At 72.6% G+C, this 22,553-nt stretch carries 17 protein-coding genes; 15 read left to right on the plus strand and 2 right to left on the minus strand.

All coding sequences use genetic code 11. The features are described from left to right. Nucleotides 1–81: 81 nt before the first annotated feature. From KSK32_RS23100 to KSK32_RS23160, 13 genes are all read left to right on the plus strand, one after another. Nucleotides 82–294, plus strand: a complete 213-nt coding sequence (locus tag KSK32_RS23100; RefSeq protein WP_216933091.1) for a hypothetical protein — start codon at nt 82–84, stop codon at nt 292–294. A gap of 74 nt (nt 295–368) precedes the next feature. Continuing rightward, nucleotides 369–1,859, plus strand: a complete 1,491-nt coding sequence (locus KSK32_RS23105) for a replication-associated recombination protein A (RefSeq protein ID WP_216933092.1) — start codon at nt 369–371, stop codon at nt 1,857–1,859. A gap of 2,993 nt (nt 1,860–4,852) precedes the next feature. After that, nucleotides 4,853–5,470: a hypothetical protein gene (locus KSK32_RS34615; protein WP_216936309.1), complete on the plus strand. Its 618-nt coding sequence runs from the start codon at nt 4,853–4,855 to the stop codon at nt 5,468–5,470. Between the two features lie 146 nt (nt 5,471–5,616). After that, nucleotides 5,617–6,078: a DUF948 domain-containing protein gene (locus tag KSK32_RS23115; RefSeq protein ID WP_216933093.1), complete on the plus strand. Its 462-nt coding sequence runs from the start codon at nt 5,617–5,619 to the stop codon at nt 6,076–6,078. Nucleotides 6,079–6,109: 31 nt separating this feature from the next. Beyond that, complete coding sequence (locus tag KSK32_RS23120; RefSeq protein ID WP_030502513.1) at nt 6,110–6,415, plus strand: hypothetical protein; 306 nt, start codon at nt 6,110–6,112, stop codon at nt 6,413–6,415. Continuing rightward, nucleotides 6,412–9,093 carry an alanine--tRNA ligase gene (alaS, locus tag KSK32_RS23125; RefSeq protein WP_216933094.1) on the plus strand — a complete coding sequence of 894 codons (2,682 nt, stop codon included), beginning with the start codon at nt 6,412–6,414 and terminating at the stop codon, nt 9,091–9,093. The genes KSK32_RS23120 and alaS overlap by 4 nt, the downstream gene beginning before the upstream one ends. A 127-nt stretch (nt 9,094–9,220) precedes the next feature. After that, the gene (gene ruvX, locus KSK32_RS23130; RefSeq protein WP_216933095.1) at nt 9,221–9,682 is read left to right on the plus strand and encodes a Holliday junction resolvase RuvX; all 462 of its coding nucleotides are present in this window, start codon (nt 9,221–9,223) and stop codon (nt 9,680–9,682) included. Beyond that, nucleotides 9,679–10,878 carry an endolytic transglycosylase MltG gene (gene mltG, locus KSK32_RS23135; RefSeq protein WP_216933096.1) on the plus strand — a complete coding sequence of 400 codons (1,200 nt, stop codon included), beginning with the start codon at nt 9,679–9,681 and terminating at the stop codon, nt 10,876–10,878. Before ruvX ends, mltG begins: the two co-directional genes overlap by 4 nt. Beyond that, complete coding sequence (locus tag KSK32_RS23140) at nt 10,878–11,702, plus strand: shikimate dehydrogenase (RefSeq protein ID WP_216933097.1); 825 nt, start codon at nt 10,878–10,880, stop codon at nt 11,700–11,702. The genes mltG and KSK32_RS23140 overlap by 1 nt, the downstream gene beginning before the upstream one ends. Before the next feature lie 621 nt (nt 11,703–12,323). Next, complete coding sequence (locus KSK32_RS34620; protein WP_216933098.1) at nt 12,324–17,024, plus strand: RHS repeat-associated core domain-containing protein; 4,701 nt, start codon at nt 12,324–12,326, stop codon at nt 17,022–17,024. 21 nt (nt 17,025–17,045) lie between these two features. Continuing rightward, a complete protein-coding gene (locus tag KSK32_RS23150; RefSeq protein ID WP_216933099.1) occupies nt 17,046–17,420 on the plus strand; it encodes a hypothetical protein in 375 nt (124 codons plus the stop codon). Nucleotides 17,421–17,593: 173 nt separating this feature from the next. Further along, nucleotides 17,594–18,772, plus strand: a complete 1,179-nt coding sequence (gene aroC / locus KSK32_RS23155; protein WP_216933100.1) for a chorismate synthase — start codon at nt 17,594–17,596, stop codon at nt 18,770–18,772. Between the two features lie 55 nt (nt 18,773–18,827). Continuing rightward, nucleotides 18,828–19,337: a shikimate kinase gene (locus tag KSK32_RS23160; RefSeq protein ID WP_216933101.1), complete on the plus strand. Its 510-nt coding sequence runs from the start codon at nt 18,828–18,830 to the stop codon at nt 19,335–19,337. A gap of 232 nt (nt 19,338–19,569) precedes the next feature. Here the strand turns inward: KSK32_RS23160 and KSK32_RS23165 are convergent, their stop codons facing one another. Next, complete coding sequence (locus tag KSK32_RS23165) at nt 19,570–20,370, minus strand: cytochrome c oxidase assembly protein (RefSeq protein ID WP_216933102.1); 801 nt, start codon at nt 20,368–20,370, stop codon at nt 19,570–19,572. Further along, on the minus strand, nt 20,367–20,909 hold the full coding sequence (locus KSK32_RS23170; protein WP_216933103.1) for a DUF2243 domain-containing protein: 543 nt from the start codon (nt 20,907–20,909) through the stop codon (nt 20,367–20,369). The genes KSK32_RS23165 and KSK32_RS23170 overlap by 4 nt, the downstream gene beginning before the upstream one ends. Before the next feature lie 92 nt (nt 20,910–21,001). Between KSK32_RS23170 and aroB the strand changes: the two genes are divergently transcribed. Both aroB and aroQ read left to right on the plus strand, forming a co-directional pair. Then, the gene (gene aroB, locus KSK32_RS23175) at nt 21,002–22,078 is read left to right on the plus strand and encodes a 3-dehydroquinate synthase (RefSeq protein ID WP_216933104.1); all 1,077 of its coding nucleotides are present in this window, start codon (nt 21,002–21,004) and stop codon (nt 22,076–22,078) included. Beyond that, the gene (aroQ, locus tag KSK32_RS23180) at nt 22,075–22,524 is read left to right on the plus strand and encodes a type II 3-dehydroquinate dehydratase (RefSeq protein ID WP_216933105.1); all 450 of its coding nucleotides are present in this window, start codon (nt 22,075–22,077) and stop codon (nt 22,522–22,524) included. The genes aroB and aroQ overlap by 4 nt, the downstream gene beginning before the upstream one ends. Nucleotides 22,525–22,553 lie beyond the last annotated feature (29 nt).

The following is a 22,553-nucleotide window of genomic DNA, read 5'->3' on the forward strand; positions in this document are numbered from 1 at the left end:
GTTCCACGGTGGAGATTGACGAACAGACCGATTGGGTACATCCGTCGCCGACCTGCTGGGAACCCCCACCGGAGGAACGACATGCTCGCCATTCTCGCGGCCATCGTGTTCGGTTTCGCGCTGCTGCTCGACTTCATGAACACCGACCTCGGCGCCCCCGATCTGTTCAGCACCCAGACACTCATGCTCATCGGCTTCCTGCTGCTCTCGCTCTACCTGGCCGGGGTCGGCTCCGGCCCGCGCGGCGGCGGTGGTGGCCGGTGGTACCGGGGCCGGCGGCCGGGTCGCGGCTGACCGGAAAAGACCAGCCGGGTCGGGGCGGCGGCGCGATTCCGGCGTCGTCGGCCCGGCCCGGTACTGTTCTCGTGATGGAATCGGACGCCCTCTTCACCCTCGGCGAGCCGGCCGGCGCACCCGCGGGCGCGGGCGGCGCCGACGGCTTCACCGACGCCCGGGCGGACTCGCCCCTGCCGGTGCGGATGCGGCCGGCGGGCATCGACGAGCTGGTCGGGCAGGAGCACCTGCTCGCGCCGGGTGCGCCGCTGCGCCAGCTGGTCGAGGGCGCGGCGCCGATGTCGGTCATCCTGTGGGGGCCGCCGGGCAGCGGCAAGACCACCATCGCCCACCTCGTGGCCCGGGCCACCGACCGGCGGTTCGTGGCGATGTCCGCGCTGACCGCGGGCGTGAAGGACGTGCGCGCCGTGATCGACACCGCCCGGCGGCAACGCCGGTCCGGCGGCCCGCCGACGGTGTTGTTCATCGACGAGGTGCACCGGTTCAGCAAGACCCAGCAGGACTCGCTGCTCGCCGCCGTCGAGGACCGCACGGTCACGCTGCTGGCGGCGACCACGGAGAACCCGTACTTCTCGGTCATCTCGCCCCTGCTGTCGCGCTGCGTGCTGCTCACCCTCCAGGCGCTCGACGACGACGACGTACGCGGGCTGCTGCGCCGCGCGGTGGCCGACGAACGCGGTCTCGGCGGTGCGCTGGTCCTGGTCGAGGAGGCGGAGGACCACCTGGTCCGGCTCGCCGGCGGCGACGTGCGCAAGGCGCTCACCGCGCTGGAGGCGGCGGCGGCCACCGCGACCGCGCTGGGCACCGGCCGGATCGACCTGGCCGTGGCCGAGCAGGCGGTCGACGTGGCGGCGGTGCGCTACGACCGGGACGGCGACGCGCACTACGACGTGACGAGCGCGTTCATCAAGAGCATGCGCGGCTCCGACGTGGACGCGGCACTGCACTGGCTGGCCCGGATGCTGGTGGCCGGCGAGGACGCCCGGTTCATCGCCCGCCGGCTGGTGATCTTCGCGAGTGAGGACGTCGGCATGGCCGATCCCACCGCGCTGACGGTGGCCACCGCCGCCGCCCACGCGGTCGAGTACGTGGGCCTGCCGGAGGCACAGCTCAACCTGGCCCAGGCGGTCATCCACCTGGCCACCGCACCGAAGTCGAACTCGGCCACGACAGCGATCGGCGCTGCCGTCGCCGACGTACGCGCGGGTCGTGGCGGCGCGGTGCCGCGCGGGCTGCGCGACGCCCACTACTCCGGCGCGCGGGGCCTCGGCCACGGGGCCGGCTACCGCTACCCGCACGACGACCACCGGGGGGTGGTCACCCAGCAGTACGCTCCGGACGACCTCGTCGGAACCGACTACTACCAGCCCAGCGGGCACGGCGCGGAGCGGGCGGTGGCCACCCGGCTGCCGCTGCTGCGCCGGATCGTGCGCGGGCTGCCGGCTCCGGCGACCCGGGCGGAGGCCGGCGCCCCGGCCGTCGCGAACGGGGCCCGGGTGGGGGGCGGCGAGCAGGCCAGCGGGGCGAGTGAGGGCGGCAGCGACGCCGCCGAGGGGGGTCAGTAGTGATGGCGCGTGGTCCGGAGCGGCCGGCGGACGGCCCCGACGAGCGGCGCGACCCGCGCGGCAGGGGCCGCCGGTGGGGACGCGGCCGGGCCGAGCCCGAGCTGGACCCGACCGTCGTCGGCGAGGAACTCGGCTGGATCGACGATCTGCGCACCGCCAAGCAGCAGGGCGGTGAACTCGGACCGGACGGGGGCGGCCCCGCGCCGCGGCCCGACACCGAGCCGTCCTGGCCGGACGGGGAGTCGCCCCGGCCATCCCGCCCGGCCGCCGCCCCGGGCCCAGGCCCCGGCGTGCCGCCCGCCGGCCGGCAGGCTCCGCGGCCTCCGGCCCCGGGCCCGCAGGCGCCCCCGCCTGGCCAGCCGCCTGCGCCACCCTCGTCCGCCGGCCGGCCCGGCACTCCGCCGGCCGGCACGCTCCAGGCTCCCGGCCGGGCCGCTCCGCCCCCGGCCGCCCCGCCGCAGTCGCCCGGCCGGCCCGTTGCGCCGCCCGCCGCCGCGCCGCACACGCCCGCCCGGCCCCATCCGGGCGGGCCCGCTCCGGTCGGCCGAACCGACCCGACGCTGCCGCCCGTGACCGGCCGTCCCGGCCCGGCCGCGCCCCCGGCCGCCGGCCGTCCCGGCGGACCGGTCACCGGACGACCCGGTACCGACCTGCCCCCGGCCCCCGGCCGACCGGGCGTGGACACGCCTCCGCCACCCGGGCGGTCCGGCGTGGACACCACCCGGCCCGGCACCGACCTGCCCCCGGCGCCCGGGCGTCCAGCCGCGGACACGCCGCCAGGTGTCCGTCCGCCGGTCGTGGACGCGCCCTCCGGTGGTGGCCGTCCCGGCCCGGAGACGCTGTCCGGCAGTGCCCGGCCCGGCCCGCGCCCGCCGGTCATGCGCCGCCCCGACACGCCCGGTCCGGCCGCGCCGCCGGTGCGCCCCGGCGGTCCCGAGACCGGTGACCCGCGCCGGGCCGGCGACGGCCCCTGGCCGGGCGGCTCCGAAGCCGGCGCCCCGCGCCGCCCCGTCGACGGTCCGTGGCCCGGCGTGCCCGAGGCATCCCGTCCGGCCGACGCGCCGTACCGCCGCCGCGTGGACGGACCCACCGGCCAGCAGCCGCCCGTCGCCGGCACCCGAGTCCCGTCCGCCGCGCCGACGCCCGGCCGGGCACCCGCCCGCCCGGGCCGGCCCGTCGACGGCGACACCCGCGTACCGCCGACGCCCCGGGGCCGGCACGGAGCCGGGCCCGAGGCCCCGCACCAGGCCGACCCGGCGATCCCGTCGCCCCCCGGCAGCCGGCGGGCCGGGCCGGACGACACCGCCGGCATCCCGCCGATCTCCGGTGGTGGCCGCCGGGCCCGCGCCGAGGACACCGACGCCGTCCAGCCCGTTCCCGGGGGAGCACGCCGGGCGCGGCCCGACGACGTGGCATCCGGCACGCAGCCGGTCTCGGGAGCGGGCCGCCGGTCCCGTGCCGACGACGTACCGCCCGGTACCCGGCCGGTCTCGGGGGCCGGCCGTCGTGCGCGCGCCGACGACGTACCGCCCGGTAGCCGGCCGGTCTCCGGTGCGGGCCGTCGCGCCGCCCCCGAAGGCGCCGCACCCGGCGGGCCGGCCGGACGAGGCGTTCCGGACGCCGCCCCGGTCTCCGGTGCCGGGCGACGCGCCCGGCACGACGAGCCCATCGGCGGTCACCACGTGCCCGCCTCCGGTGGCCGATCCGCAGCCGGGCCCACGTCGGGCACCGGCCGCTCGGAACGCTCCCCGGTCGTCCCGCGCAGCGGAAACGCACCGGACCTGCCGGGCGCGCCCGTCTCCGGCAGTCCGGCGACCGGCCCGACCCCGCCCCCCGGCCGCCGCGGCGCGACCGCCGGCCGCGGAGCCGCGCCCGACGTAACCGGCGGCCGGCGGGCCGTGCCCGACGAGCCGATCGGTCCCGGCAACGCCGCCGAGACGGCCGGTCGCCGGGCCGCCCGTGCCGACACCGGAGAGCCGCGGCCGCAACGGCCCGACCGGCCCGCCGACTGGCTGCGGCAGGCGGGCCGCACGCCGCACACCGATCCCGCCATGCCGGTCCCCCGCCGTCCGGGCGGCCCTCCGGCGGACCAGTCGTCCGGCCGTTCGGAAGCGCCCGCCGGCCGGGCCGGTGCCGCCGTCCCGCCGCCGCGTCCCGAGCGGGGTACGCCGTCCCGGCGGCCCGGACAGCCCGGTCCCGATGTGCCGGCGCGCGCCGAACCGGTCCGCCCCGGCCAGCCCGGCCCGGTCGTGCCCCCGGCCCGGCCGCAGCCGTCCGACCCGTCGCCCGTTAGGTCCGGTCCGGCCCGCGGCGCGGCCCGCCCCGGTGTGGCGCCCGCTCCCGGCCCGGCGGGTCCCGGTTCCCGCGGCGACCTCGATCGCACGGGCGGGATGCCCGCGGGTGGTGGCCGCCCGGGTGGTGGCCCGGCCGGCCCTGGTCCGCGTGACGACCTCGATCGCACGGGTGGGATTCCGGCCGGCGGTGGCCGTCCCGGTGGTGGCCCGGCCGGCCCTGGTCCGCGTGGCGACGTCGAGCGCACCGGTGGGATGCCGGTCGGTCCGGGCCGCCCCGGTGGCGGCCCGGCCGGACCCGGTGGCGACGGGCGCGGGGTGGCCCGCCCCGACGACACCCGGCCCGGTGCCGGGCCCCGTCCGCCGGTGGCCCCCGGCGCCCGGGGACCCGCCGGCGACGGCCCGGTGCCGCCCGGTGCGCCGGTGACCGCCCGCGCGGCGGCTGGCGTCGCCCGCCCGGTCGCGCCGGACGAGCGGACCACCGGACGCGCGACGCCGCCCGGATCGGAGCCGGCCCGGCCCGGACCGGGCAACCCGGCGACACCGGCGGCGGCCCGGGCGGCTGTGGTCGTACCCCCGGGGGAGCCCGCGGGGCCGCGGCCCGCAGCGGCCGGCGCACCACGGCCCGGCGGTCCCGGACGGGACGACAGCGGTGCGGAGGCCGGTGGGCTGCGCGGCGCCCGGTCCGAGCTGCGCCGGCAGATGCGCGAGCGTAACCGGCTGCGGCTGGGCATTCTCGCCCTGGTCAGCCTCGTGCTGCTGGGTGCGGTGCCGCTCTACTTCGGGCTGCGGACGCTCAGCCGCGACCCGGTCTTCGACACCCTCGACGCGCTCGCGGTGCCCGCCTGGGCGCAGAGCAACACGGTCGACAACGTCAGCGGCAGCCGCTGGTGCATTCAGGACTGCCGACTGCGTGAACGTTCCGTCGAGTCGGAACAGGGGTGGAAGGAGACCGTCGCGGTCTACGAGCAGGCGCTGGCCGGGGACGGTTGGCGGCGCTGGAAGGTCGACCGCTGCCCGGACGAGAAGGTCCCGGGTAGCTACACCTGCTGGCGCCGGGACGAACTGACGCTCGACCTGTGGGTACGCGACCGCACCTGCACGCCTCCGCCGGTGGACGGGGCACCGGCGCCGACCGCGCCTGCGACGCCCGCAGCGGCGGAGTGCAGCGGCTCGTTGGTGTCGGTGAAGGTGCGCAACGCGATCGACGACGAGCGCACCGGACCGACACCGACCACCGATCCGTCACTCACCGGTGAGGATCCGTACCCGACCCTGACCGACGACCCGCTGGGCGAGGCGACCCCCTCACCGTCGTGAGCCGACTTTCATCACGGACGGTAGGGTCTGGGGCTGGCACGCCCGTCCGTGCCCGGTGACCGGGTCGGCGTGGCGCGAAGTGGGTAGGTACGGTCGCGCGTTCCGGGGCGTCGGGTTCCGGGACACTGCTTGAGGAGGACGTGCGCGTGAACGGTAGCGAGGTCGCTTGGCTGGTTCTGGCAGGCGCGTTCCTGATGCTGGTGCTCGTGCTGGCGGTGCCGATCCTGCGGCTGCGGCACACCGTGGACGCGACGACCCGCATGATCAACGAGCTCAACGACCGCACCGCGCCGCTGCTCGGTGACGTGAACACCACTGTGAAGAGCGTCAACGTGGCGCTGGAGCAGGTGCAGACGTCGCTGGACGGGGTGAACCTCCAGCTCGCCAAGGTGGACACCATGACCAGCCACGCGCAGAACGTCACCGCGAACGTGGCGAACCTGGCCACCGTGGTGTCCGCCGCCGCAGCGAACCCGCTGGTCAAGGTGGCCGCGTTCGGGTACGGCGTGCGCCGGGCCGCCTCCGCCCGCCGGCACGCCGAGACCGAGCGTGAGGTGCGCGACACGATCAAGCAGCAGCGTCGCGCCGCCAAGCGCGGCAACCGCTGACCCGACCGGCGTACGCGGGAAGGATGAGAGCATGAGGCGGTTGTTCTGGCTGGGCATCGGGCTGGCCGTGGGCGTCCTGGTGGTGCGCAAGGCCACCCGGACCGCGCAGGCGTACACCCCGGCCGGCATCGCCAGCGGGCTGTCCGAGTCCGCCGGCGGTCTGGTCGAGTCGGTCCGGGCGTTCGTGGACGACGTCCGGGTCGGCATGGCCGAGCGTGAGCAGGAGATCCACGAGGCCTTCGCCCGCGGCGAGGCGTACGACGACCAGTTCGCCGAGCTGCGGGAGGATCCGCGGATCGGTGACCGAGAGATTTTCCCGGAGGACCACCAGCGATGAAGACGGCGGAGATCAAGCGGCGGTTCCTCGCCCACTTCGAGGCGAACGGGCACGCCGTGGTGCCGTCGGCTCCGCTGCCCGCCATCAGCGACCCGAACCTGCTGTTCATCAACGCGGGCATGGTGCAGTTCGTGCCCTACTTCCTGGGCCAGCAGACTCCGCCGTACCAGCGGGCGACGAGCGTGCAGAAGTGCATCCGGACGCCGGACATCGACGAGGTCGGCAAGACCAGCCGGCACGGCACGTTCTTCCAGATGAACGGCAACTTCTCCTTCGGTGACTACTTCAAGTCCGGGGCGATCCCGCTGGCCTGGGACCTGGCTACGAAGACGGTCGAGGCGGGTGGGTTCGGGCTGGACCCGGAGCGGATCTGGGCGACGGTCTACCTGGACGACGACGAGGCGTACGACATCTGGCGGGCCACCGGCGTGCCGCCCGAGCGGATCGTGCGCCGGGGCAAGGCCGACAACTTCTGGTCGATGGGCATCCCCGGCCCGTGCGGCCCGTGTTCCGAGCTGTACTACGACCGCGGCCCGGCCTACGGCCGCGAGGGCGGCCCGGAGGTCGACGAGGACCGGTACCTGGAGTTCTGGAACCTCGTCTTCATGCAGTTCGAGCGCGGTCCGGGCGCCGGGAAGGAGGACTTCCCGATCCTCGGCGACCTGCCGGCGCGCAACATCGACACCGGCATGGGCCTGGAGCGGATGGCCTCGCTGCTGCAGGGCGTGGACAACCTCTACGAGATCGACGAGGTCAAGCCGATCCTGGACCGGGCCGCCGAGCTGACCGGCAAGCGCTACGGCGTGCACTCCGGTCACGCGGCGAACGAGTCGCACCCGGACGACGTCCGGCTGCGGGTGATCGCCGACCACGTGCGCACCTCGCTGATGCTCATCGGCGACGGGGTGACCCCGTCGAACGAGGGCCGGGGTTACGTGCTGCGCCGGATCATGCGCCGGGCGATCCGGGCGGTGCGGCTGCTGGGCTACCAGGATCGGGCGCTGCCGGAACTGCTGCCGGTGGCCCGCGACTGCATGGCGCCGTCGTACCCGGAGCTGGCCGAGGACTTCGGCCGGATCTCCCAGTACGCGTACGCCGAGGAGGACGCGTTCCTGGCCACGCTGCGCGCGGGCACCACGATCCTGGACACCGCCATCGCCGAGACCAAGTCGGCCGGCAAGCCGGCGCTGTCCGGTGACAAGGCGTTCCAACTGCACGACACGTACGGCTTCCCGATCGACCTGACCCTGGAGATCGCCGCCGAGCAGGGGTTGCAGGTCGACGCGGAGGGCTTCCGCCGGCTGATGGCCGACCAGCGCAGCCGGGCCAAGGCCGACGCGCAGGCTCGCAAGACCGGGCACACCGACGTGTCGGCGTACCGGTCGGTGCTCGACGGCGGCGGGCCGGTGGAGTTCACCGGCTACACCGAGCTGAGCCGGGAGTCCCGGGTCCGCGCGCTGCTGGCCGGCGGCGCCGCGATCTCGGCGGCGGTCGAGGGCGACACGATCGAGCTGGTGCTCGACACCACCCCGTTCTACGCCGAGGGCGGCGGGCAGCAGCCCGACCAGGGGCTCATCACCGTGGGCGGCGGCCAGGTCGAGGTCTTCGACGTGCAGCAGCCGGTGCCCGGCCTGATCGTGCACCGGGCCAAGGTGGTGCGCGGCGAGGTGCGCTCCGGGGAGACCGGGTACGCCGAGATCGACGTGTCCCGCCGCCGGGCGATCTCCCGCTCGCACACCGCGACGCACCTGGTGCACCAGACGATGCGCAACTTCCTCGGCGAGTCGGCGACGCAGGCCGGGTCGCTGAACGCGCCGGGCCGGCTGCGGTTCGACTTCAACACCCCGACGGGTGTGGCGCCGAGCGTGCTGCACGACGTGGAGCAGCAGGTCAACGAGGTGCTGCTGGCCGACCTGGAGGTGCACGCGTTCGTCACCAGCCAGGAGGAGGCCCGCCGGATCGGGGCGATGGCTCTGTTCGGCGAGAAGTACGGCGAGCGGGTCCGGGTCGTCGAGGTCGGCGACTACGCCCGGGAGCTGTGCGGCGGCACGCACGTGGCCCGCTCCGCCCAGCTCGGCCTGGTGAAGATCCTCTCCGAGGCGTCGGTGGGTTCCGGCGTACGCCGGATCGAGGCGCTCGTCGGCATGGACGCGTTCGGCTTCCTGGCCCGCGAGCACCTGCTGGTGTCCCGGCTCGCCGAGCTGTTCCGGGTGCCGGGGGAGCAGGTAGCCGACCGGGTGGAGCAGACGGTCACTCAGCTGCGCGACGCGGAGAAGGAGCTGGAGAAGCTTCGTGCCCAGCTCGTGCTCGGCGGGGCCGGTGCCCTGGCGGCGCAGGCGAAGGACGTGCGCGGCGTCGCGTACGTCGGCACCGAGGCGCCGGAGGGCGCGGCGGCGAACGACGTGCGGACGCTCGCCCAGGAGATCCGGGGCCGAATCGACGCGGCCCGTCCGGCGGTGGTCGCGGTGGCGGCCCGCGCCAACGGCAAGGCGTCCCTGGTGGTGGCCGTCAACCAGGCCGCCCGGGGGCGGAACCTGAGCGCGAAGGACCTGGTCAAGGCCGCGTTCTCCGGCCGGGGCGGCGGCAGCGACGACCTGGCCCAGGGCGGCGGCCTGCCCGCGGCGGAGGCGCCGAAGCTGCTGGTCACCGTCGAGCAGGCGGTCGCCGGCACGGCATGAGTGAACGCACCGAGCGGAGCGAGGGCCGTGAGGGCATGCCCGGCCGGCACGGCATGAACGCACCGATCGACGCCAGGGCGGACCACCCGGTCCGCCCTGGCCCGTACCTGCGGAGAGGTGACCGGTAGTGGGCGAGCTGTCCCGCGGTGTCCGGCTGGGTGTCGACGTCGGCCAGGTCCGGGTGGGGGTGGCCCGCTGCGACCCGCACGGCATCCTCGCCACGCCGCTGGTCACGCTGGCCCGCGACATGACGGCGGAACCGGACGCGGTGCCCGCCGACATGGCCGAGCTGGTCCGGCTCGCCGCCGAGCACGAGGCGGTGGGGATCGTGGTTGGGCTGCCGGTCAACCTCGCCGGAAAGCACGGCCCCGCGGCGGCGAACGTATCAGCATATGCCAGCCGATTGGCTGATGTAATGAGGCCGATTCCGGTGACGCTGACGGACGAGAGGATGTCTACCGTCGTCGCGAGTCGTAGGCTGGCCGAACGGGGCGTCCGGGGAAAGCGCCAACGGGCGGTGGTCGACCAGGCCGCCGCGGTGGAGATTCTGCAGAGCTGGCTGGACGCACAGCGGAGGCGGACGCAATGATCGACGACCTTGATCTGGGCTTCGACGAGCAGGACAGGGGGGACAAGGGCCGGCACCGGCGCGGCGCGGTACGCCGGCGGCAGGGCAAGTCCGGCGGCGGCCGGGGCAAGACCCTGCTCGCCCTCGCGCTCGCACTGGTCCTGCTGGGCGGCATCGGCGGCGGTGCCTTCTACGGGTTCGACCGGGTCCAGAGCTACTTCGTCACCCCCGACTACGAGGGCTCCGGCACCGGCGAGGTGACCGTCGAGATCAAGCAGGGCGCGCTGATCGCCGACATGGGCGACGCGCTCGTCGCGGCCGACGTGGTGAAGAGCACCAAGGCGTTCATCGAGGCCGCCGAGGAGAACTCGCGCAGCAAGAACATCCAGCCCGGCACGTACAAGCTGCGTAAGCAGATGAGCGGCGACGCGGCGGTCGTGGCACTGCTGGACCTCAAGAACAAGATCGTCAACGGGATCACGATCCCCGAGGGCCTCACCGCGAAGACGGTCTACAAGCGGCTGTCCGAGAAGACCGACATCCCGGTCGAGGACTTCGAGGCCGCGGCGAAGGACCCGGAGGCGCTCGGCGTACCGGACTGGTGGTTCAAGCGCTCCGACGGCAAGAAGGTCACACCGTCGATCGAGGGCTTCCTCTTCCCGGACACCTACGAGATCCCGCCGAAGGCCACCGCCGAGACGGTGCTCAAGCTGATGGTGGACAACTTCCTCACGGTCACCTCCGGCATGCAGTACGCCGAGAAGGTGCAGAAGGAGCGCGGCGGCATCACCCCGTACGAGGCGCTGATCGTCGCCTCGCTCGCGCAGGCCGAGGCCGGCAACAAGGCCGACCTGGGCAAGGTCGCCAGGGTCGCCTACAACCGGGTCTACGGCGAGTTCCCCTGCAACTGCCTGGAGATGGACGTCACTGTCAACTACTACCTGGAACGGACCGGGCAGAAGACCAAGACGTCGAAGCAGATGACCGCCGCGGAGCTGGACGATCCGAAGAACCCGTACAACCGCAAGCTGCGCGGGCTGATCCCCTCACCGATCAACAACCCCGGCAAGGAGGCGCTGCAGGGCGCGCTGAGCCCCCCGCCGGGCAAGTGGCTCTACTTCGTGGCGATCAGCAAGGACGGCCGGTCAGCGTTCGCCGAGACCTACGACGAGCAACTGCGCAACGAGCAGAAGGCCAGGGAGGCCGGGATCATCTGATGGCCGATCCCCGCCGCGCCGCGGTGGTCGGCAAGCCGATCGCCCACTCGCTCTCCCCGGTGATCCACTCCGCCGGCTACGCGGCGGCCGGGCTGACCGGCTGGTCGTACACCCGGATCGAAGCCGGCGCCGACGAGCTGCCCGGCCTGGTCGCAGGCCTCGGCCCGGAGTGGGCCGGGCTGTCGGTGACCATGCCGGGCAAGGAGGCGGCGCTCGCGCTGGCCGACGAGGTCTCGCCGGTCGCCGCCGCCGTCGGCGCCGCAAACACGCTGGTACGCCGGCCTGACGGCACCTGGTACGCGGACAACACCGACGTGACAGGCATGGTCGAGGTGCTCACCGGCGCCGGCTGCGTGGCCGGGGCGGTGGTCACTGTGCTCGGCGCGGGTGGCACCGCCCGGGCCGCGATCGCGGCGGCGGCCCGGATCGGTGCGGCCGAGGTGACTGTGGTGGCCCGCCACCCGGAGGCGGTTGACGAACTGCGTCCGGTCGCGGCGGCGGCCGGCGTGCCGCTCGCGGGTGCCGAGTGGGACGGCGCACCCGCGCACGCCCGCACCGACCTGGTGATCTCCACGGTGCCGAAGGGCGTCGCCGACCCGCTGGCCGACAACTTCGACTGGCGGCCGGAGTCTGTCTTCTTCGACGTGGTCTACGACCCGTGGCCCACGCCGCTCGCGGCGGCGGCGCTGACCGCCGGATGCCGGGTGGTCTCCGGGCTGGACCTGCTGCTGGCTCAGGCGGTCGGCCAGTTCGAGCAGTTCACCGGCGTCACCGCCCCCCGCGCCGCGATGCGCGCCGCGCTGGCGGTGGAAGAGCGCGGCTGACCCTCCATCCGGATCGCCGCGGCGAGGGGTCGTGCTCGCAGTGGCGCGTGTCGGCGGCTGGCAGGAATCAGGGGGTCGCGGAAAAAAGCCTCGCGCCACCAATTGGCAAAAGGCCGTTCTTGTCGAGTCGGAAAGAGCGGTCGCCGAGGCGCTCCCGGGGATAGTGATTGCGGCTCGCTGATGATCGGTGGCCGTTAGGAATGAGGCTGCTATGTGACGGCCGCCGATATCTCAGGCGTCCGCTCAGCCTACTGTCTCCGTCGCCGTGCCGCTGCCCCGAAGCCGAATAACCTTCCACTGCGCTCATGTTCACGTGCTGACCTGGCAAATCGGGACGTGCGGCGGCGGTGGCGGGGCCGCCGACGCTGCTGAGAGCTCAGCTAAATACTCATAGCGCATGACTTGTCCGTTCTATGTGGACAACAGAAATGTCTGCACACAGAACTCTCCGCATTGCGCCGTGCCGTCCTTAGCGCAAAGTAATGATTGACCCGCGGCAATCAAGTTCCTATGGTTCTCAGCATTATTGTTCGTGGACTTCGGAGGTCCTAGGTGAACCATGCCCATTTCCGCGGCGGCGGAACCACCCGAAGAATCGCAGTCACCGCGTCCCTGGCCCTGGTGGCCGGCGTGTTGCCCGCGCTGACCTCACCGGCGGTCGCCGCCCCGGCCGCGGCGCCGGCACCGCCGGCGGCTCCCGACACCAGCTGCGACGCGCAGCAGCCCGACGAGTCTGCGGCAATGGCCGCCGCCCGTCGATGTGACAAGCAGGTGGAGAATCTGGCCGGGCGCACCGAGACCCAGGAGGTCCTGGCCAACCCCGACGGCAGCTGGACGGCGAGGACGTACGCCGGTCCGATCCGGATGCGGAACACCCGGGGTGAGCTCGTTCCGATCGACCTCACCATGCGAGCGGAGGCGGATGGTTCGATCGCACCGGTCGCTCACCCCAACGACCTGAAGCTCTCCGGCGCCGCTGGGGCGGGCCAGCACGACCTGTTGAGCATCGCCATCGGCGCGAACCGGGCCTCGTTGGGCTGGACCGGCCTGCTGCCGGAGCCCGTGCTCAGCGCGAACCGGGCCACCTATCCGGAGGTCCGTCCCGGCGTGGACCTTGTGGTCGAGGCCAACCGCACCGGCGTGCAGCAGTTCCTGCTGGTGAAGAACCGGGCGGCGGCAGCGCAGGTCGCCTCGGTGGACCTGCCGGTGCGGGCCAAGGGCCTTACCGTCGCCGGAGACGGCGACGGGGGACTGCTCTTCGTCGACCCGAAGGGCCGGACCGTGGCCACCTCCGGCACCCCGGAGATGTGGGACTCCTCAGTGGATCCGGCCACCGGTAGCCCGAAGCGGCGGGCGAAGATCGCCACGAAGCAGACTGCCCGGTCGGCCGCGATGGACCTGCGGCTCACCCCGGACATGGCCTTCTTCGCCGATCCGGCCACTGTCTACCCGGTGACTGTCGACCCGCAGATCAACCCGCTCGGTGTCACCTTCGACACCTACGTGCGGCAGGACCACACCAGCGACCACAGCGGCGACAACGACCTCCAGATCGGCATCACCACGGGTGCCGATCCGAGTGTTGCGCGTGCGTTCGTGCACTGGAACACCGGCGCGCTGCGGGGTAAGGCGATCACCTCAGGCACCGTCTACTTCTGGAACTGGTACTCCACCACCTGCTCGGCCAAGTCGTGGGAGATCTGGTCCACCGGCGCAGCCAGCACTGCCACCCGCTGGGCAACCCAGCCGGCGTGGAACTACCGGGAGGCCACCGCCACCGCCACCAAGGGATTCAACAGCTCGTGCGACGACGGCTGGGTGAGCATCTCGGGCACCAGCTTCTTCCAGCGGGCCGCATCTGCCAATCAGTCGACCGCGTACATGGGTGTTCGAGCCACCAGCGAGACCGACGGGTTGGCCTGGAAGCAGTTCCGGTCCGGACAGGCCGCCGATCAGGGCCAGGTGCCGTACGCGGTGGTCAACTACAACAGCTACCCCAACGCACTGGACCCGACGAAGCTCCAGCCGGGCGACGCCGCCGAGACCGAGACCGTCACGCCGACCATGAAGGGCGTGTTCAGCGACCCCGACGGCGGCAGCGGCCGGGTCGACTACGAGATCTACGACCGCACCGGCGCCACCCTGAAGAAGGCCGGCTCGGGCAGCACGGTCACCAACGGCAGCGAGTCCAGCTACGTCGTGCCGTCGGGGACGCTGACCGCGAACACCACGTACAAGTGGCGGGCTCGCGGCCACGACGGCAGCCTGGCCGGGCCGTGGTCCGGCTGGCGGTTCATGACCACGTCGGACGGCTCGCCCACCGGCGAGCAGGGTCGGTTCTCCTTCCAGGACCAGGATCTGACCGACCGGCTCCAGCTCAAGGTCAACGTCGCCAACGGCAACCTGCTGCTCAAGGGGACCGACCTCAACATCCGCGGCACCGGCACCGACCTGACCGTGGACCGGTACTACAACTCCCGCTGGACCGGCACGTCCACGCTGGGCAAGGGCTGGGTGCTGGGCACCGGGCAGGACGTGAAGATCAGCTTCTCCAAGACCGACCACTCCACCGCCGACATCACTTACCAGGCGCCCACCGGCTTCAAGGCGAAGTTCGTCAACGACGGCACCAACTCGTGGCGGACCCCGCCGAGCCTGGACGCCAAGCTGACCCGCAACACCACCACCGGTGAGCTGCGGCTGAAGTTCGACAAGAGCGAGGGCAGCTTCTACTTCGCCGACGCGACCGGCCGGCTGCTGCGCAACGTCGACAAGAACAACAACAAGATCACCATCGGGTACGACGGTTCGGGTAACGCCACCACCGTCACCGACACCCAGGGCCGGGTGGTGACCCTCGCCTACGCCGCGGGCCGGCTCACCACGATGACCGACTCCACCAACCGGGTGACCGCCTACGGCTACGACGCCAACCAGAACCTGTCCACTGTCACCGACGCCGCCGGTGGGATCACCCGTTTCGACTACACCGGTGACCAGCTCACGAAGATCACCACGCCGGAGGGGCGGATCACCAACCTGGGCTACGAGCCGGACACCTCCCGGATGCTCGACTTCTTCGAGCAGACCAACCCGGGCGGCACCCCGGCCGAGGCGCGCTGGCTGTTCACCTACTCCGCCGGCAAGACCGAGGTGACCGACCCGAACGGGTACGCCACCACGTCGACCACCGACGGCATCACCACCCACACCTACGAGACCCGGGACCGGGTCACCAAGGTCAAGGATGCCCTGGGGCACGAGCGGTCGAAGAAGTACAACGCCAACGACAACGTCGAGACCCTGACCGACTCGCTCACCAACACCACCACCTTCGGCTGGGACCCGAACACCAACAACCTGACCTCGGTCGGAATCGCCACCGGCGCGAAGTCGACCATGGATTACAACAACACCAGCCATCCGAACTCGGTCAGCGGCTCCACGGACCCGCAGGGCAACAAGACGGCGTACTCCTACGACGCCGCCGGCAACAAGACGGGCACGGAGAGCGACCAGTACCCGGGCCAGAAGATCGACGAGGCGGATCACAACTCCAACGGCACGGTGAAGTGGCGCGAGGACGGCAAGGACGTCCGGACCAACTACACCTACGACGCCAAGGGCAACCTCACCCTGGTCGACAACCCGGCCCCGCTCGGTGACATCACGCTGGTGCCGGACGCCCTGTCGCGGATGAAGGACCAGACCGACGGCAAGGGTCAGAAGACCAGTTACGTCTACGACAACCTGGACCGGGTCGACAAGATCACCTTCCAGGGCAACGTGGTGGTCGACTACGCCTACGACAAGGACGGCAACCTCACCCAGGTCACCGACCCGACCGGCAACACCACCTTCAGCTACGACCGGTTCGGCCGGCAGACCGGCAAGTCGGTGCCCGGTTCGGCGAACCTCGTCTACGAGTACGACCGCAACGGCAACCTGACCAAGTACACCGACGGCGGCGGCTCGGTGACCTACTCGTACAACCAGGTCAACCTGCTCACCTCGCTGCTGGAGCCGGGTGCCGCCACGGCGGTCACCTTCACCTACGACGAGAACAACCGCCGCCGGTTCATGTACCTGCCGACGTCGCCGCGGATCACTGTGGAAATGAAGTACGACAAGTCGGGCCGGGAGACCTCGATCACCGCCACCAACGACAGCACGTCGGCGAAGCTCTCCTCGTTCACCTACGACTACTCGAAGGTGGTCAACGGGGTGACAGTGGACACCTCGCAGCGGCAGAAGGTCACCGACCTCAACGGCACGACCACCTACTCCTACGACAAGCTCGACCGGCTCACCGGGGCCTCCGGCACGCTGTCCCGCAGCTACGACTACGACGAGAACTTCAACCGCACCTCCAAGACGGAGAGCGGCAGCACCACGTCGTACAGCTACAACAACGCCCACCAGCTCACCTCGGCCGGATCGACGACCTACTCGTACGACGCCAACGGCAACACCACCGCCTCGTCGTCGGGTTGGGCGTTCTCCTACAACTCGGTGAACAACCAGACCACCTCGATCACCAAGCCGGGTGGTACGGCGTTGGCTCCACTCACCTACGCCGGCGCCGACCAGACCGAGCGGCGGGGCGCCGGTTCCACCACGTACGTCACCTCGGCCCTGGGCGTGGCCTCGGCCAAGACGCCGGCCGGCGTCAGCAGCACGGTGACCGCCAACTCGACGGACCCGGCGCCGGGGACCACCGACCACTACACCCGGGACAACAGCGGCTCACTGATCGGCATGCGGGCAAACGGCGTGCGGTACTACTACCTCGTCGACGGGCTCGGCTCGGTGGTGGGTCTGGTCAACAGCAGCGCCACCAAGATAAACTCCTACAGCTACGACCCGTACGGCAACCAGTTGTCCGCGTCGCAGCAGGTCTCCAACCCGTGGCGGTACGCCGCCGGTCAGTTTGACGGGGGGACCGCCCTGACCAAGTTCGGTGCCCGCTACTACGACCCGAGCCTGGGTCGGTTCACCCAGCGGGACCCGTCTGGCAAGGACCTGCCGTATGCCTACGCCGGTGGGGACCCGGTCAAGAACACCGACCCGAGTGGCCACGGCTTCATCGAGTTCGCGGTGGCGGCGCTGGTCGGCGGCGCGGCTGCGGCCGTCTTCACGGCGTTCGGCATGCCACTGGTCGGTGCTTTCGTCGGTGGCTGCGCCGCCGCCGGTATCGAGTCGTACCTCTCGGGAGACGGAGCGGGGGAAGCCATGGCGAGGTGTGTCGTGGGAGGCGCGCTCGGCCTCGGATTCGGCTTTGCGGGCTCCAAGGCGGCGTCGGCCATGGGCAACGCTGGATAACGAGGGAGAGGTGATTGGAAGATGGCGCCGATGAGTACTGCAAAACGCTTCCGAGTGCACCTGCTCGTGGCTTCTCTGCTCGCCGGCGTCGGACTCCTGGTTGCTTTGCTCTACCGATCGCTTCGGGAGAGCTCCGGATCGCCGTTCTGGACGGTGGTCGCGATATTGCCGGTCGCCTATCTGCTGGGTCTCAAATGGAGTGAAGGAGGCGGTGGTTTGCGGAGCCGTCTGATCCTCGGACTGTTCGCCATGGTCGCCGGAGCGGTCGCGTTCGTCCTCGTCCTGGACCGGAGCGTCCTCGTCGCGGTGATCGCCCTTGTCCTCGCCGTGACGGGAGCGGGAATAGCGATCGTCAATGCTCGCAGCGTCCGGAGAGGGAGAGGCCCCCGGGGCTGACTCGAAGGATCTCCACAGCCGCTCCCGGGACACACGATCCCGGGAGCGGCTGCCGTCCTGGGCGGCCACGGATTGCCTCTCGTGTTTCGCCGGGGGCGGACAGCCGGGTCCGTAGGGCGGGACGCGGCGGGCGGCGTACGCCGGTGACCACCGGGCGTGACACACTGACCCCCGTGTTGCGCTGGCTGACTGCAGGTGAATCGCACGGACCCGCCCTCGTCGCGATGCTGGAGGGCGTACCCGCCGGCATCGAGGTGACCACCGGGGAGATCTCCGGCGAGCTGGCCCGGCGCCGGCTCGGCTACGGCCGGGGCGCCCGGATGTCGTTCGAGCAGGACGAGGTCGAGATCATCGGCGGGCTCCGGCACGGGGTGACGCTCGGCAGTCCGGTCGCGATCCGGGTCGGCAACTCCGAGTGGCCCAAGTGGCGCACCGTGATGGCCGCCGACCCGGTCGACCCGGAGGAACTGGCGAGCCAGGCCCGCAACGCGCCGCTGACCCGTCCCCGCCCGGGTCACGCCGACCTGGCCGGCATGCAGAAGTACGGGCACACCGACGCCCGGCCGATCCTGGAGCGCGCCAGCGCCCGGGAGACCGCCGCCCGGGTCGCGGTGGGCACCGTCGCCAAGGCGCTCGTGCGTCAGGCGCTCGGCGTGGAGATCGTCTCCCACGTGGTGGAGCTGGGCCCGGTGGCGGTCAAGCCGGGGCTGCGGCCCACCCCGGAGGACGCCGCGCGCATCGACGCCGACCCGTTGCGCTGCCTCGACGCCGAGGCCAGCGCCCGGATGGTCGCCGAGGTCGACGCCGCGAAGAAGGCCGCCGACACGCTCGGCGGCGTGGTCGAGGTGCTCGCGTACGGGGTGCCGCCGGGCCTGGGCAGCCATGTGCAGTGGGACCGCAAGCTCGACGCCCGCCTCGCCACCGCGCTCATGTCGATCCAGGCGATCAAGGGCGTGGAGATCGGCGACGGCTGGCAGCAGGCCCGCTCGCGCGGCTCGGAGGCACACGACGAGATCGTGCCCACCGCGACCGGCGTGCGGCGGATCACCGACCGGGCCGGTGGCCTGGAGGGTGGCATCACCACCGGTGAGCCGCTGCGGGTGAAGGCGGCCATGAAGCCGATCTCGTCGCTGAACCGGGCGCTCGCCACCATCGACGTGACCACGGGCGAGCCGGCCACCGCGATCAACCAGCGCTCGGACGTGTGCGCGGTGCCGGCTGCGGCAGTGGTGGCCGAGGCGATGGTCGCGCTGGTGCTGGCCGAGGCGGCGGTGGAGAAGTTCGGCGGCGACTCGGTGGCCGAGATGCGCCGCAACCTGACCGGTTACCTCGACGGGCTGGTCGTCAGGTGAGCGCGAGGAACGCAGCGCAGCGGAGTACCGCAGTCGCGAACGAAAGGCGGCAACGGTGAGCACCCGGCCGGTCTGCGTGCTGGTCGGGGCGCCCGGCTCCGGCAAGAACACTGTCGGCACGGCGCTGGCCGACGCGCTCGGCGTCGGTTTCCGGGACACCGACGCCGACATCGAGAACCTCGCCGGCAAGCCGATCCCGGAGATCTTCGTGGACGAGGGGGAGGAGCACTTCCGTACCCTCGAACGGGCCGCCGTGGCGGCGGCGCTCGCGTCGCACGCGGGCGTGCTCGCGCTCGGCGGCGGCGCGGTCCTGGCCGAGGAGAACCGGGCCGCGCTGGTCGGCCACACCGTGGTGCACCTGTCCGTGGAGCTGCCCGACGCGCTCAAGCGGGTCGGTCTCGGCGCCGGGCGGCCGCTGCTCGCGCTGAACCCGCGCGCCACGCTCAAGCACCTGATGGATCAGCGCCGACCGCTCTATGCCGAGGTGGCGACCGCGACAGTGGTCACCGACGGGCGTACGCCGGAGGAACTGGCCACCGAGATCGCCGCGCTGATCAAGCCCTGACCACCGCCCCGCCCCGCCCGCCCCGCCCAGCTCCCTCGGTGGAACGCCGTGGGAGTCTCCCGGGCGTTATGACACCCATGGCGTTCCAGTCGGCGTGGATGCCGACGGTGGGTGGAACGGTGTGGGTGTCTCCCGAGGGTTGTGGCACCCGTGGTGTTCCAGTCGGGATGGATGTGCTGGCGGGTGGAACGCCATGGGCGAGTGAGAAGGCGTGCCGGCGCGAGGTGGACGGTCAGGCGTTGGCCGTGGTGGTCCCGGCCGTCCGGTGTCCGGCCCGGTGGCGAGGGCTCCGCTCCGGTCGCCACATGGCGAGCAGCGCCAGCGCCAGCGCGATCTCGGCCAGGTCACCCAGGTAGTACATGAGCGTGGCGCCGGCCCGCAGCTCGGCGGCGGTGGCCGGCACGTCCACGAGCAGCCCGGCGTAGAGCAGTTGGGCGATGGTGGCGTGCGCGGCGACCCCGCACCCGATCACCACCAGCCGCACCGGTACGCGGGGGCGGTGCGGTCCCGGGTCCGGCCCGGCGATCGACCAGGCGAACAGGCAGCCGCTGAGCAGGAAGTGCAGGTTCACCAGCGTGTGCAGGACCGGGCTGCCGACCGTGGCCCGGTACAGCGGGGTGAGGTAGAGCAGCCAGAGCCCGCCCGCGGTGAGCAGCAGCCCGGTCACCGGGTGGCCGAGCACCCGCGCGACCGGGTGCCGCAGCAGGTGGACCAGGGCCCGGCCGGTACGCCGGTCCAGCGTGCGCAGCAGCAGCGTGACCGGGGCGCCGAGCACCAGCGCCAGCGGTGCCAGCATGCCGATCAGCAGGTGCTGCCACATGTGCCCGACGAAGTCCCCGGCCGGCCACAGCAGCCCGGCCGCCAGAAGCAGTGAGCCCAGACCGAAGCTCGCCGTGCGGGCGTGCGGCCATCCCGGCCCGCCCGGGTCGCGCAGCCGCAGCGCGGCGGCCAGGTACGCCCAGAACAGCGCCACCGGGATCAGCGCGGTCACCGGGAAGCCGCCGCCGGAGTGCCCGGCGTGGGCCAGGATCACCGGCGCTCCGGCGCGCAGAGGTCCACGTCGCGGGTCCGCCGCTGGATCGCCCAGCCCACGGCGATCAGCACCACGCCCAGGGCCAGGAACCCGAGATCCCACCACAGCTGATTCGGGCCGCTGCGGACGTGGTGGATGCCGAGCAGGTGATGGTCGATGACGCCTTCGACCAGGTTGAACAGACCCCAGCCGATCAGCGCCCAGCCCCACAGCATCGGCGAGCGCCACAGCCGGCCCCGGGAGCCTGTGACCCGGGAGTAGAGCAGGGCCAGTCCGGTCAGCACCGCCACCCAGGTGACCACGTGGAACAGGCCGTCCCAGAGCGTGTTCATCTGCAACCCGGACACGGTGTCCACCGGGTACTCGCGTACCCCGATGTGGTCGCTGCCGGTGCTGCTGAGCATGTGGTGCCACTGGAAGACCTGGTGCAGGACGATGCCGTCGACGAAGCCGCCCAGCCCGACGCCGAGGATCGTGGCGGGCAGCCGGATGCTCGTCGCGGCCTCCGGTCGGGTCGTGTGTGCCGTCGTCTCGCTCATTCCCGCCGCCGTACCCGCCGTGCGGCCGGACAAACACCCAGCCAGTGGACAGTCGCCCCGCGAGGGCGGCACGCTGGATTAGGCTGCCCGCGATGGACGAGGTGACCCGGATCCCGGTCGGCGGCGAGCGGCCGTACGACGTGCTGGTGGGACGTGACCTGCTGGACCCGCCGCCGGTGCTGCTGCCCGGCGCCGAGCGGGTGGCCTTCCTGCACGCGCCGCCGCTCAAGGCGCTCGCCGACCGGCTCGCCGACGGCGTCCGCGACGGCGGGGTGACGCCGTTGCTGATCGAGGTGCCGGACGCGGAGGCGGGCAAGCACGTCGACGTGGCGGCGGCCTGCTGGGACCGGCTCGGCGACGCCGGGTTCACCCGTACCGACGCGGTGGTCGGGGTGGGCGGCGGCGCCGTCACCGACCTGGCCGGGTTCGTCGCGGCCACCTGGCTGCGCGGCGTGCGCTGGGTGCCGGTCGCCACGTCGCTGCTCGGCATGGTCGACGCCGCCGTGGGCGGCAAGACCGGCATCAACACCGCGGCCGGCAAGAACCTGGTCGGCGCGTTCCACCCGCCGGCCGGCGTGCTGGCCGACCTGGCGACGCTGGACAGTCTGCCCCCGGCCGACCTGGCCGCCGGCATGGCCGAGGTGGTCAAGTGCGGGTTCATCGCCGACCCGGTCATCCTCGACCTGGTCGAGGACGACCCGGCCGCCGCGCTGGACCCGGCCGGGCCCGTGCTGCGGGAACTGGTCGAGCGCGCGGTCCGGGTGAAGGCCGACGTGGTCGGCGGGGACCTGCGCGAATCCGGGGTACGCGAGGTGCTTAACTACGGGCACACCCTCGCCCACGCGATCGAGAAGGTGGAGGGCTACCGCTGGCGGCACGGTCACGCGGTGTCGGTCGGGCTGGTCTACGCGGCCACCCTCGCGCGGCTCGCCGGCCGGCTCGACGCGGAAGGCGCCGAGCGGCACCGCCGGGTGCTGGCCGCGCTCGACCTGCCCACCGGCTACCGGGCCGACGCCTGGCCGGAGCTGCTCGCCGCGATGCGGGTGGACAAGAAGGCCCGGGGCAGCCGGCTGCGGTTCGTGGTGCTCGACGGGCTCGCCCGCCCGGCGATCCTGGAGGCTCCGTCGGACGACCTGCTCGCCGTCGCGTACGAGGAGATCAGCTCGTGAGGGTGTACGTGCTCAACGGCCCGAACCTGGGCCGGCTCGGCACCCGCCAGGTCGACGTGTACGGGGTGACCGGTTACGCCCAGCTCGTGGCCGACTGCGAGCGGCACGGCCGGGAGCTGGGCCTGGACGTGGTGGTGCGGCAGACCGACGCCGAGCACGAGATGCTCGCCTGGCTGCACGAGGCGGCGGACGAGGCGGCGGCGGTGGTGCTGAACCCGGCCGCCTGGTCGCACTACTCGATCGCGGTGCGGGACGCCTGCGCCATGCTGCGCGGCCCGCTGGTCGAGGTGCACATCTCCAACATCCACGCCCGGGAGGAGTTCCGGCACCACTCGGTGGTCTCCGCGGTCGCGACCGGGGTGATCTGCGGCCTGGGCGTGGACGGCTACCGGCTGGCGCTGCACCACCTGGCGCAGCGTGCGAGTCCGATTCGACAGGGCGAGTAGACTTGCACGGTCTGTCCGCCAATTGATGA

Source organism: Micromonospora sp. WMMB482 (genome assembly GCF_019038635.1).
Lineage (GTDB): Bacteria > Actinomycetota > Actinomycetes > Mycobacteriales > Micromonosporaceae > Micromonospora > Micromonospora marina.